Annotated in this window: 9 protein-coding genes; 3 read left to right on the forward strand and 6 right to left on the reverse strand. The window is 63.4% G+C overall.

The window, feature by feature from the left end; genetic code table 11:
• Positions 1 to 15 precede the first annotated feature (15 nt).
• The 4 genes from cysN to TSA1_RS04650 all read right to left on the reverse strand — a co-directional run bounded on the left by cysN (position 16) and on the right by TSA1_RS04650 (position 5764).
• Positions 16 to 1911 carry a sulfate adenylyltransferase subunit CysN gene (cysN, locus tag TSA1_RS04635; RefSeq protein ID WP_100175317.1) on the reverse strand — a complete coding sequence of 632 codons (1896 nt, stop codon included), beginning with the start codon at positions 1909 to 1911 and terminating at the stop codon, positions 16 to 18.
• Complete coding sequence (gene cysD, locus TSA1_RS04640) at positions 1911 to 2861, reverse strand: sulfate adenylyltransferase subunit CysD (RefSeq protein WP_100180968.1); 951 nt, start codon at positions 2859 to 2861, stop codon at positions 1911 to 1913. The genes cysN and cysD overlap by 1 nt, the downstream gene beginning before the upstream one ends.
• Positions 2862 to 2875: 14 nt before the next feature.
• Positions 2876 to 3895, reverse strand: coding sequence for a sulfotransferase family protein (locus TSA1_RS04645; protein ID WP_100175318.1), 1020 nt, complete (start codon positions 3893 to 3895; stop codon positions 2876 to 2878).
• Between the two features lie 159 nt (positions 3896 to 4054).
• On the reverse strand, positions 4055 to 5764 hold the full coding sequence (locus TSA1_RS04650; protein WP_100175319.1) for a methyl-accepting chemotaxis protein: 1710 nt from the start codon (positions 5762 to 5764) through the stop codon (positions 4055 to 4057).
• Positions 5765 to 6659: 895 nt separating this feature from the next.
• On the opposite strand from TSA1_RS04650, the gene TSA1_RS04655 reads away from it, so the two are divergent.
• Both TSA1_RS04655 and TSA1_RS04660 read left to right on the forward strand, forming a co-directional pair.
• A complete protein-coding gene (locus tag TSA1_RS04655; protein WP_161497183.1) occupies positions 6660 to 7652 on the forward strand; it encodes a methyltransferase domain-containing protein in 993 nt (330 codons plus the stop codon).
• 168 nt (positions 7653 to 7820) lie between these two features.
• Positions 7821 to 8411 (forward strand): thermonuclease family protein, encoded by a 591-nt coding sequence (locus tag TSA1_RS04660; RefSeq protein ID WP_100175321.1) that lies wholly within the window; start codon positions 7821 to 7823, stop codon positions 8409 to 8411.
• Positions 8412 to 8466: 55 nt separating this feature from the next.
• Here TSA1_RS04660 and TSA1_RS04665 read toward each other — a convergent pair whose 3' ends face one another.
• Together TSA1_RS04665 and acs are read right to left on the reverse strand one after the other, a co-directional pair.
• Entirely contained in the window at positions 8467 to 8982 is a 516-nt protein-coding gene (locus TSA1_RS04665; protein WP_100175322.1) for a L,D-transpeptidase, read from the reverse strand.
• Between the two features lie 443 nt (positions 8983 to 9425).
• Complete coding sequence (acs, locus tag TSA1_RS04670) at positions 9426 to 11372, reverse strand: acetate--CoA ligase (RefSeq protein WP_100175323.1); 1947 nt, start codon at positions 11370 to 11372, stop codon at positions 9426 to 9428.
• Positions 11373 to 11774: 402 nt separating this feature from the next.
• On the opposite strand from acs, the gene TSA1_RS04675 reads away from it, so the two are divergent.
• Positions 11775 to 12944 (forward strand): DNA topoisomerase IB, encoded by a 1170-nt coding sequence (locus tag TSA1_RS04675; RefSeq protein WP_100175324.1) that lies wholly within the window; start codon positions 11775 to 11777, stop codon positions 12942 to 12944.
• Positions 12945 to 12947: the final 3 nt, after the last annotated feature.

Consider the following 12947-nt stretch of genomic DNA (forward strand, 5'->3'; position numbering starts at 1 on the left):
GTCCGCCTCCGGACGCTACAGATAGTGATTGTCGCGGAGGTAACCGATGATGCGTTCGCAGGCTGCGTCGGTCGACAGCTCCGAGGTGTCGATGGTGATCTCCGGAGCTTGCGGTCTCTCATAGGGATCGTCGATGCCGGTGAACGCCGGCAATTCGCCCGCTCGTGCCTTCCGATAGAGCCCCTTGGGATCGCGGCGCTCGCATTCGGCGAGCGGGGTCGCGACGTGGATCTCGATGAACTCGCCCGTCTCGACCCGTTGGCGTGCCTGCTCGCGCTCGTTGCGGTACGGCGAGATCAGCGCGACCAGCGCGATCATGCCGGCGTCGACGAACAATGCGGCGATCTCCGCGGCGCGACGGACGTTCTCCGCCCTGTCCGCGTTGGAGAAGCCGAGGTCCCGGCTGATGCCGTGGCGAAGATTGTCGCCATCGAGCAACGCTGCGTGGCGTCCGAGCTCGGCAAGCCTGCGGTCGACGAGATCGGCGATCGTGGATTTTCCGGCGCCGCTCAGCCCCGTGAACCAGAGCACGCAGGGCCGCTGCTGCTTCAGCCGCGCCCGCACGGACTTGTCGACGGCCAACCGCTGCCAATGAATGTTGGTGGCGCGGCGGAGCGAAACGTCGATCATCCCCGCCGCGGCGGTGCGGTGGCTGATCGGATCTATGAGAATGAAGCTGCCCATGTCGCGACTGTCGCGATAGGCCTCGAACACCAGCGCCCGGTCGAGGCTCAGATGGGCGTAGCCGATCTGGTTGGCATCGAGCGTCGCGGCGCTTTCCTGCGCCATGGTGTCGATGGCGATGCGGTGCTTGAGCGTCGTGATGACCGCGCCGGTCGAGGCCGTGCCGCATTTGAGCATATAGCGCCGGCCGGCAACCATGGCCTCGTCGTCGAACCAGACCAGATGCGCCGCCAGCTGATCCGAGACCTGCGGTGCGGCTCCTGCCGTCAGCACGTCGCCACGGCTGACGTCGATCTCGTCGGTCAATGTGAGCGTGACCGATTCGCCGGCCGCAGCGTGATCGCGCTCGCCGTCGGGCGAGAGAATGCGTGCGACGCGCGTCTGACGGCCCGAGGGCTGCACGGCGATGGTCTCGCCGGTCGCAATCGTTCCGCTGGCGATCCGGCCGCAGAAGCCGCGAAACTCCGCGTTCGGCCGGGTGACCCATTGCACGGGCAGCCGGAACGGCCGCTGCGAGACGTCGCCGGACACGTCGACCGACTCCAGATAGGCGGTGACGGTTGGTCCGGTGTACCAGGGCATCCGCACGCTCGGAGCGACGATGTTGTCGCCGTCGGGCGCCACGACCGGGATGCACTGGACCTGCGAGATTCCGAGCTGTCCGGCCATGGTGAGGTATTCGGCCGTGATGGCCGCGAAGCGATCCCCGTCGAATCCGATCAGATCCATCTTGTTCACGGCGAGCACGACATGGCGGATGCCGAGCAGCGACAGGATGTGGCTGTGGCGCCGGGTCTGCGTGATGACACCCTTGCGGGCATCGACCAGCACCACGGCGAGCTCGGCGTTGGAGGCACCGGTCGCCATGTTGCGGGTATATTGCGCGTGTCCCGGCGTGTCGGCGACGATGAAGCGGCGCAGCCTGGTGGCAAAGAAGCGGTAGGCGACGTCGATCGTGATGCCCTGCTCGCGTTCCGCCTGCAAGCCGTCGACCAGCAGCGCGAAATCGAGATCGCCGCCGGTGGTGCCGGCGATCTTGCTCTCGGACGCGAGCGCGTCGAGCTGATCGTCGAGCAGCGTCTTGGAATCGTACAGCAGGCGGCCGACCAGCGTGCTCTTGCCGTCGTCGACGCTGCCACAGGTGACGAAACGCAACGTCGGACGATCATCCCGATCCAGCCGCGGCGCATCGGACGCGGCGATCGTGGGGGCCTCGTGATAGGACATCAGAAATAGCCTTCCGCCTTCTTGCGCTCCATCGATGCGGGGCTGTCCCGATCGATCATGCGTCCCTGCCGCTCGGAGGTGCGCGAGGCCATCATCTCCCGCACGATCTCCGGTAGCGTCGCCGCGTTCGACGTCGTTGCGCCGGTGAGCGGATAGCAGCCGAGGGTGCGGAACCTGACGGAGCGCAGGTGCGGTTCTTCTTCCGGGCGCAGCGGCATCCGTTCGTCGTCCACCATGATCAGCGCGCCGTCGCGCTCGACCACCGGGCGCTTTGCCGCCAGATAGAGCGGCACGATCGGGATGTTCTCGGCGAGGATGTAGTCCCAGATGTCGAGCTCGGTCCAGTTCGACAGCGGAAACACCCGCATGCTCTCGCCGGGTGCGAGCATCGTGTTGTACAGGCTCCACAGCTCCGGCCGCTGGTTCTTCGGATCCCAGCGATGCGCCGCGCTCCGGTGTGAGAACACGCGCTCCTTGGCGCGCGATTTCTCCTCGTCGCGCCGCGCGCCTCCGATCGCGGCGTCGAAGCCGTGAAGGTCGAGCGCCTGCCGCAAGGCTTGCGTCTTCATGACGTCGGTGTAGCGGGCCGAGCCGTGGGTGAAGGGATCGATGCCCTGGCGCAATCCGTCATCGTTGGTATGGACGATCAGGTCGAGGCCGAGCTCGTGCGCGCGGCGGTCGCGAAATGCGATCATCTCGCGAAATTTCCAGGTCGTGTCGACGTGCAGCAGGGGGAACGGCGGCTTGCCGGGATGAAATGCCTTCATCGCCAGATGCAGCAGCACCGAGGAGTCCTTGCCGATCGAATAGAGCATCACCGGCTTGCGAAACTCGGCCGCGGTTTCGCGCAGGATGTGGATGCTCTCCGCTTCCAGGCGCCGGAGATGGCTGGTGGCGCTGCGGTGCGCCGGGGCCTCGTCCGGCGCGTCGTGCGCCGGCGGGGCCTCCATGACGATCTGTCCGGTCATGCGGCGGTGCCCATGCAGTCGCCGAACAGGTGCGTGGCGGTATCGGTATCGAGCGAGAGATCGCCAACGCAGCCTGCAACCGAAGCGCGATAGACGTCATTGACGCCGCAATACTCAAGAGCGTCCAGCACCGTCTGGCTCAGCGAGGACGTCGCGCGGCGTTGGTAGCGGTAGGCCGTATCGGAGGTATGCAGATTGGGGACGTCGTAGATGATCGCCTCACTGGGCCATATAACTCGTGCGTTATCCGCTTGGTCCGGTCCTTTCTCCCGCCAGCACGTCACCGCCTTTTCGGCAAAGCTGTTCGAAAGACCGAGCCGGTCGAAGAGGATGCGCACCGACGATACGGGCTCCTTGCTCACTTCATACACGTAACGGGTGACCGGAATGCCGTGTCGCTTGGCATAAGTCTCCACCCGCGCGGCGTTGAGCGCGGCGGCAACGTAATTGTGGACCAGCGTTTTTTCAGAAACGCGGTCCGACCATTTTTCGATCCACGACGCCAGTGAACTCGCCGGTTCGCGATCGAGCATGATGCAATGGAGCCGGTGTCGCGGATAGCCCGCATCAATCAATATCTGTAGGGGATTGAACAGACATTCCGCGAGCACATAGGGGCCCATCGTCTCCTTGCTGAAGATATTCGGGCTATTGCTTGCTGATGGCACGATCCAAGGTCTCGATGAGTTGCCCACCATTGCATCGCGCAGGATGGCCTTCACCGGCTGGTAGTATGAGGGCATTCCCATCGTGCCAAACAGGTTGGTCAGCGCCGTCGACCCGACTCGGCATTTTCCCCATGCGAAATGCAGCATCGGAAAATCGTGCGCCGGCCGCTGCCGAAAGCTTGCGGAAAGGCACTCGGTGACTTCCCGCATCAAAGTCTCGAGACTGACTGTTCTGGTTTGGAATTCGCCAACTGGCGAGAGCGGCATGACGTCGAGCGAGCTGTGCTGCTGGCGTATCAGATCGGCCATTCGTTGCAGGGAATCGGCGAAGACCTGGTTGTTGTTCATGCTGGGGCTCCCTGGAACAGATACCGCTGGCGACGATGATCGCGCTTTTCGGGGCTCGCCTACCTATAGTTGTTTTCTGATTGCCGTCAAACCCGTGATTTACCGGGGTTGCGACGGGCGAGCATCGACGCGATGCTCGCCACTTCGCCGTAAATCAAATCAGGCCGCGCGCACCGTCTCGAGGAACTTCTCGACCTCGGCTTTCAGGAGCCCGCTCTCGCTGGAGAGCGAGCGCGCCGATGACAGCACCTGTCCGGACGCAGCGCCGGTGGCGCTGGCGCCCTGGCTGACCTGAGCGATCTTGTCCGCAACTTCGACGGTTCCCTTCGCTGCCTCGTTGACATTGCGCGCGATCTCGGCCGTCGCAGCACCCTGCTCTTCAATGGTTGCAGCGATGGTCGTCGAGATGTCCGAGATCCTGGCGATGGTGGCGCTGATCTCCTTGATCGCGCCAACGGAGTCTTGCGTCGCGCTCTGCATGCCGGCGATCTGCGCGCCGATTTCCTCCGTGGCCTTCGCGGTTTGTGCCGCGAGGGCCTTGACCTCGCTGGCGACCACGGCGAAGCCGCGGCCGGACTCGCCGGCGCGAGCCGCCTCGATCGTGGCGTTCAGCGCCAGCAGGTTGGTCTGCTCCGCAATCGCGGTGATCAACTTGACGACGTCGCCGATCCGGCCCGCAGCCTTGAGCAATTCGTTGATCTGCGCGTCGGTGCGCTCGGCCTGCCTCACCGCTTCGCCGGCGATGCGGCTGGAATCGTGCACCTGCCGGCCGATCTCGACCACCGACGTGCTCATCTCTTCTGCGGCGGAAGCCACAGCGCCGACATTGGTGGAGGCCTCTTCGGAAGCTGCGGCCACCATCCCGGAGAGTTGCTGCGTCTCCTCTGCCGTCCCCGACAGCGTGCCGGCGGCGGATTCGAGTTGCTTGGAGGCTGACGATACCGAGTTGATGATGCTGCCGACCGCGGCTTCGAACGAACCGGCGAGTTTCATCATCTCATCCTTGCGCCGGGCGGCGGCTGCGGCCTCCAGATCCTTCTGCTCGGCTTCCATCTGCTCGATGCGGATCAGATTGTCCTTGAAGGTACGGGCCGCACGGGCGTTGTCACCGATTTCGTCGCCACGGGTCGTGAAGGGAATCTCGATGGTCTTGTTGCCGTCGGCGAGCTGCAGCAGCACACCGCCGATATGCCGGATCGGTCGGGCGATGTTCAATACCGCGAAGACTGCGGAACCGATCAGCGCCAATATGACGGCCACGCCGATTATGAGCGCGAAATTGGCGGTAGAATCCAATTCCTCCAGCACCTGGCTCTTACGCTTGGCCGAGTATTCGTTGGCGATGTCCACCCCTTTGTCGATGGCAGCGTTGACTTGCGCAGCCGCCGGGAACGTACGCTCGTTAAGAACGCGGGCCTTCGCCGCTTCCGCCTCGGCCCCTCCATTGGCGCCAATGACGCGCTTTTGCGCCTCCGCAAGCTCGATGGCGCTGGTCAGATAGGCATCCACTGCTTGCCGGGCCGCCTGATAGGCATCCTTTGTAAACTGTTGCTTGGCCCGATCGCGCGCGGCATCAATCTCCGTGTCGGCTTTGGTCACGTTGGCGCGGAGAACCTGAAGGAGCTCATCGATTCTTGCGACTGACTGCGCGGACGCGATCTCAAGAGCGGTTGTCTGCGCCCGCGCTATCGCTGTCTGCGCCGACTGCGCATTGCCCTTGTTGAGATAGTTGAGAATCAACAAGCCGTTGGATGCGACAATCGACCGATTGCCCAGCGCCTGATTGACCAGCATGCCACCGACCAGCAGGATGCTGATCGCTGAGACGATGCCCAGCTTTGTACCGATACGAAATTTGAAGGATGCCATCGTGAACCCCGTCCCAGCAGATACCCGTGCCAGTTGGCAACCAAAAATTGAAATTCGCGTAAACGAATTGCAGCTTTATGCAAAGTAGGCACGGAAGATTGTTACATCTGGTAGTAGAATTACGGGGTCGCGCTGCTTCAGCCGATCGTGATCACCCGAAACGAGGCTGGTGACGGCGATGATAGCGCGTTCAGTGCGTGGATGCGCCGCAAACAGCAAGCCGCGCGGCATCAATTCCGGCAGCGGCCCACGACCATTTGTGGTGGCGAGCGAAACGTGGCTGCAGAGATCGGAAACGTCTTCGTTCAGCGTGCGAATGCAGTCAGAGAATACGAAGCCGCCGATTGATCCGGGCCGGTTGGTGACGTGAATCGCGCATTCGCCTCCGGCAAGGGTGGTCGCGGCCGCGACATCCGGCTGCGCGGCAAGCCAACGGAGATGGCGTCCGAGATCGTGGTCGCTCCCATTTTCGCAGCACTGGTTTTGCGAACTTCTGATCCGCCACGCTAGTGGAGCGGATTTGGCGCCTAAACGCGAGCCATCTGTCGCAATTCCCTGATCCGAATCCGTAGCTTGCTAAGTTCCGCTCCGCGCCGGGGCCATTCCGACGGCGGGATGAATCTACTTAGGCGGGTATAGGCATCGAATGTCGTTGACACATCTTAAGATAGCAATAGCCTGCGAACAGGTGAAAGAATCTTGAGCGGAGCCGGACGACCAGTTCCATACGCCGGGCCCCCGAGCTGCTCACACGATTGGAACTTATGATTTGAATCGCCGGTACGGATCTTGCCGCCGGCAACGTTATGAGAATTTCGGCTTAGCGTCGGTCTCCGAGACGATGTCAACACCCGAACGGAAAGTGAAATCAACCATAGCACCCGGACTTCCGCCGATGTCGACAGCCACGAAACCTGCCCATTCCTTTCACAACCCACTGTTCTCCAGTATTACGCATGTCAGACTGCTCGCACGAGTCGATCGCACCATGGCCGTTGCACGCGCCATCGAACGGCTCATCCGACCCGGAATGCGCGTGCTCGACGCCGGCTGCGGTACCGGGCTCATGTCGTTCCTCGCTGCGAAGGCGGGCGCTTCTGAGGTCGTTGCGATCGATCGCGAGAACGTGGAGCTCGCGCGCGCCCTAGCCGAGGAGAATGGTCTTTCAAACAAGATCCGCTTCGTCGAAGGCGATCTCACAACCCAGTCGCGCGACACGCTCAATGGTGGCTTCGATGCCATTATCGCCTTCGTCTATACGAATCATCTCGTTGTCGACGAGGCTCGCTCGACGCTCGTTTACGCTTTGCGCGAGCAATTCGGTGGGCCGAATTGCATCATCATACCGGACCGGGTTCGCTATTCTGGTGTTGCCTGTGAATGGCCCGGTGTCGACGCCGGTACCGAACTAGATGATCTGCGCCGCAGTATTTCCGATATGGAGAAGCGGTATCAGCTTAGCTTGACGACGCTGTTCGAGACGGCACGCATGGAGTTACAACACACGATGGCGCGCCCGCGCATCAGCGCTGACTACGAATGGTCTCCATCGTGGGGAAGTGGAGGTTATCGTTATCTGCGCGGCGCATTCCGCAAACTGAGCAGTGAAAGCCAGGTTGCCGACATCAACTACGCTGCTGAGACGCAAACGGCACCTTATCCAGGCGAGTTGAGCCTGGACCTTGTCGCCCCGGGCTTATGCAATGCCATCCTTTGGACACAAGAACTCTGGTCCGACAGCCATCTGCTATGGACGGCAGAGCATATGAGCACTCTGGCCACGGCCGTCACCCTCGAAGCTGGCGATCGGCTCGTGGTAAAGCTCGATGCAGCTTGGCGTAAAACCAACTCGATCGGAGATGCAGCGCGCGTTGAGCGGGTGAGTTAATCGACAACGGGAGCGTTGCGGCTGCCTTATCCGCCGCGCTTGGGATAGCGTTCTCTGCATAGGTGGAATTTACGACCGATCACGATCCGGACGAGGCGCGCGTTGGCGGCAGGCCGCGCGTCCGACCGTACCTTGCCGTCATCCCCGACTCAGCCCTAGCATCGGTTGATGCGTTTCCAGGATCGCCCCAATGCTTATCGGCCGCGGTTCGGCGGCTCGCCATTCGGCCGTCGCTTTGCCGGACTGGTGCCGTGGGTGTTCGTGATCGGGCTTGTCGTGTCGGTCGTGCTCACATTCCGGCACGGCACGAACAGGTCGGTTCCGCATCTGGGAGACGAGCGCGCGCAGGACGCTGAGATCATCCTCCAGCACTCAGCCAATCCCGACGATCGCCTGCCGATCGATGTCATCCGCACCATCGACGGCGACACTTTCCTGGCGCGCGTACATCAACGCGACGGACGCGATCTCGTCGCGCGAATTCGCCTGCGCGGCATCGATGCGCCCGAACTGAAGGCGTCATGCCAGGAGGAACTGGACAAGGCGGAAGCCGCGGCCCGCGCCTTGCGCGATCTGCTCGGCCAGGGGGGCGTGACCATCACCAATCTCGGCCCAGACAAATACGGTCGCGTTCTCGCCGATGTCGCGACGCGGCGGACCGCGAACGTTTCGGCGGCGTTGCTCTCCGGCGGTTTTGCACGGAGCTACGGTGGCGGCCATCGCGACGGCTGGTGCGCACGCAGCTGGCGCTTCTGGTAACAAAAAAGCCGCATCCAAGGACGCGGCCCTTTGCCGTCTGGTCTGGTCGCGGCGATCAGCGCGTCACGACCACCGTCGTGCCGACGGAGACGCGGCTGTAGAGGTCGGTGATGTCGTCGTTGAGCATGCGGATGCAGCCATAGGAGACGAAGCCGCCGATCGAGCCCGGCACGTTGGTGCCGTGGATGGCGTATTCGCCGCCGGCCAGCGTCATCGCCGCAACGCCCATCGGGTTGCGCGGCGAGCCGCCCGGAATCATGTCGGGAATGCTCGGCTTGTCACGCTTGACCTCGGCCGGCGGTGCCCAGGCCGGGTTGCGATACTTTCCGTCGATGCGCGTGGTGCCGGCCCACTGCTTGCCGGACTTGCCGACACCGACCGGATAGCGCACGGCGTGGCCGTTATCGAGGATGAGATAGAGTCGCCGCTCGCTCGTTTTGACGACAATGGTGCCCGGCGAATAGTCGGCCAAATGCGTTCCCACCATCTCCGGCCGCGCCTCTGCCGCCGTCGACATCAAGACCCCCGCCCCGATGGTGGCAGCTAGCGCCACCGCAACCCTCATCGACATCGATTCTCCCCCTTCCCCCGAACGGGTCTTTCAAATCTACGCAAAACCGGCAATTGCCCGCTCGTCCCGACAATCTTAACCGCGCCCGTTAACCGGATGGTTTCCACGCGCGGCCGTCAGGGGCCAGCCAGCAGGGGGAACAAAGGAAATGTTCGAAACAAAGTAAATGACCTGAAAACAACACTCGGCGGGAAAGATGCGGCCGCGCCGCCGCGCGCCCTGACAAGAGCGTGAGGGTGTGAACGGCCGTTGTTTCGGGGCCTCGGTGCAAAAGGCAGTCTCGTGTCCCGGACAAGGCGCGGCGCGTAGCGTCGCGACGCAGAGCCGGGACCCAGTTCCTTCGTTGCGCGGCTCGATGGGCCCCGGCTCTGCAGCGCACCGCACCGGACGATGCTTCGCATCGCCGGGGGCGCTGCGCTGCGTCCGGGGCACGAGAATTCGCCTTACGCCGGCTTCCGGTTCTGCCGGTTATTGACGAGATCGTCGACCACGGCGGGATCGGCCAGGGTCGATGTGTCGCCAAGGCTGCCCGGCTCGTCTTCGGCGATCTTGCGCAGGATGCGGCGCATGATCTTGCCGGAGCGGGTCTTGGGCAGGCCGGGTGCGAACTGGATCTGGTCGGGCGAGGCGATCGGACCGATCTCCTTGCGCACCCAGGTGACGAGTTCCTTCCGCAGATCCTCGGTCGGCTGCACGCCGGCCATCAGGGTGACATAGGCGTAGATGCCCTGACCCTTGATGTCGTGCGGGAAGCCGACGACAGCGGCTTCCGACACCTTCTCATGTGCGACCAGCGCGCTCTCGACTTCCGCGGTGCCCATGCGATGGCCGGACACGTTGATGACGTCGTCGACGCGACCGGTGATCCAGTAATAGCCGTCGGCGTCGCGCCGGCAGCCGTCGCCCGTGAAGTACTTGCCCTTGTAGGTCGAGAAATAGGTCTGCTCGAAGCGGGCGTGATCGCCATAGACCGTGCGCATCTGTCCCGGCCACGAGCGCGTGAGGCAAAGATTTCCCGTGGTCTCGCCTTCGAGTACCTTGCCGTCGGCATCGACGATTTCGGGCACCACGCCGAAGAACGGCTGCGTCGCCGAGCCGGGCTTCAACTTGGTCGCGCCCGGCAGCGGCGTGATCAGGATGCCGCCGGTCTCGGTCTGCCACCAGGTGTCGACGATCGGGCAGCGGTCGTCGCCGACGACGCGGTGATACCACTCCCACGCCTCCGGATTGATGGGCTCGCCGACCGAGCCGAGCAGGCGGAGCGAGGCGCGCGAGGTCTTCTTCACCGGCGCGTCGCCACCCTGCATCAGTGCGCGGATCGCGGTCGGCGCGGTGTAGAAGATGTTGACCTTGTGCTTGTCGATGACGCTCCAGAAACGCGAATTATCCGGGTAATTCGGCACGCCCTCGAACATCAGCGTCGTCGCGCCGTTCGCCAGCGGCCCGTAGAGGATGTAGCTGTGGCCCGTGACCCAGCCAACGTCGGCGGTGCACCAGTAGATGTCGCCGTCGTGATAGTCGAACACGTATTGGTGCGTCATCGAGGCGAACACGAGATAGCCACCCGAGGTGTGCAGCACGCCCTTGGGCTGACCTGTCGAGCCCGACGTGTAGAGGATGAACAGCGGGTCTTCGGCGTGCATGTGCTCGACCGGGCATTCCGTCGTCACCATCGCCGCTGCCTCGTGATACCAGAGGTCGCGTGTCGGGTTCATGTCGACCTTGCCGCCGGTGCGCTTGACCACGACGACCCAGTCGACGCCGTCGGCCTTGGCGAGTGCTGCGTCGACATTGGCCTTCAGCGGCACCTTCTTGCCGCCGCGCAGGCCTTCGTCCGCGGTAATGATGACCTTGGACTGGCAGTCATTGATGCGCTGCGCGAGGCTGTCCGGCGAGAAGCCCGCGAACACCACTGAGTGGATCGCGCCGATCCGCGCGCAGGCCAGCATCGCGTAGGCCGCTTCGGGGATCATCGGCAGGTAGATCGTGACGCGATCGCCCTTCTTGACGTTGCGGGTGCGCAGGATGTTGGCCATCCGGCAGACCTCGTCGTGCAGCTCCTGATAAGTGATGTGCTTGGATTGCGAGGGATCGTCGCCTTCCCAGATGATCGCGGTCTGGTTGGCGCGCTTTGCGAGATGCCGGTCGATGCAATTGTAGGCGACGTTGAGGATGCCGTCCTCGAACCATTTGATCGAGATGTTGCCGGGCGCAAAGGAGACGTTCTCGATTTTCGTCGGCGCGTGCATCCAGTCGATGCGCTTGGCCTGCTCCGCCCAGAAACCGTTCGGGTCCGAGATCGAGCGAGCGTACATCTCCTTGTACTTCGCCTGGTCGACCCAGGCGCGCTTGGCCCACTCCGCAGGGACGTCGTAGATCTTCTCGGACATGCTTTCCCTCCACCTGCGGCAGGCCGAATGCTGGCGACCGGCGAGCCGACTTGATCATTGACTGATTATGCGTCGGGCTAACCGGACCCGACAAGGAGCACAAGCTGGACCTTCGGCGGGCCACCGACCATGCGGAAGATCAAGGTCACCCGTTGTGATTGTCGCAGATCTGAAACAGGCCACGGGCGCGGCTTCGGGGTCTTTCCTCAGCTCCGCGGATCGGGCCTTTGCAGAGCCCTCATGCACCAAGGGAGGTATTCAGTAACCGTCTCTCACTGATTCGGGACTCGCAATAGCGTTCGGAACACCCTAAATGGCCAACCCGGGTCCGGAGAGACCCCTCGGAACAAAAATCAGAACAGCGGCATTGACCGGTAACAGACAGGGCTAAGGCATAAGACTATGATGGATCAGCAGAATATCGGGACGATACGGCCCGCTTCAGCCGATCCTGCGGCCATTGCGCTCGCCAAGACCCTAGGACAATGGCCGAAAGCGGCCCCTTTCCGGCGTCCCAGCCCGAAAAAGGTCTTCGATAAGGCCCCCGCGGCGACCGTCGAGGCGCTCGCCAAGGAGCTCGGCCTCCGGCTGGGCGACCAGAACGAGCTGACCATCCGCCGCATCAAGCGCGGCAAGGGCTATTCCTTCGTCCGCCCCAACGGCGCCCATATCCGCGACGCCCGCACCATCCGCCGGCTGCACGCCATGGCGGTGCCGCCGGCCTATCGCGAGGTGCGCTACTCCGCCGATCCGAGCTCGCATCTGCAGGCCGTGGGCCGCGATGCCGCGGGCCGGCTGCAATATCGCTATCATGCCGATTGGGAGAAGGTCCGCGAGCATCGCAAGGCACATCGCCTGGAAAAGCTCGTCGGCGCGCTGCCAAAAATCCGGCGCAAGGTCTCGGCGTTCCTGTCGGGCGACGAGCCGACGCGTGACTTCGCGCTCTCGGCCGTCATCGAGCTGATCGCCCGCACCGCGATCCGTCCCGGCAACGAATCCTATGCCCGCCTCAACGGCACCCGCGGCGCGACCACGCTGCTGAAGTCGAACGTGACGCTGGAAGACGATTGCTTCGTGCTGACCTTCAAGGCGAAGGGCGGCAAGGCCGTGCGCAAGGAGTGCGACGCGGCCAAGCTGGTGCGCGCCATCGGCATTTTGCAGGGCGTCCCGGGCAAGCGCATGTTCCAGTACCGCGATGCCTACGGCATCGTGCGTGCGGTCAGCACCACGCAGGTGAACGCTTTCCTGCGCGAGATTGCCGGCATCAAGATCTCGCTGAAGGATTTCCGTACGCTGATGGCGTCTGCTGTGGTCGTTGAATCCTTGTCGCGGATCACGCCGGCGACCAGCCAGCGCGGCCGCAAGAAGCAGGTGCTGGACGCGATCCGTGCCGCCGCCGACAAGCTCTCCAACACGCCGGCGATCTGCCGCAAGAGCTACGTCCACGACACCATCGTCACGGCGTTCGAGGACGGAATCCTGGAGCGCTTCGCCGCGACCATGAAGGGCCAGCGCTCGCAGGCGCGGCGCGAGCAGCTTCTGGCGCAGGTGGTGGCAACCGCCGCGGTCTGACCT

Origin of the sequence: Bradyrhizobium nitroreducens (genome assembly GCF_002776695.1) — a bacterium.
GTDB classification, from domain to species: Bacteria; Pseudomonadota; Alphaproteobacteria; order Rhizobiales; family Xanthobacteraceae; genus Bradyrhizobium; species Bradyrhizobium nitroreducens.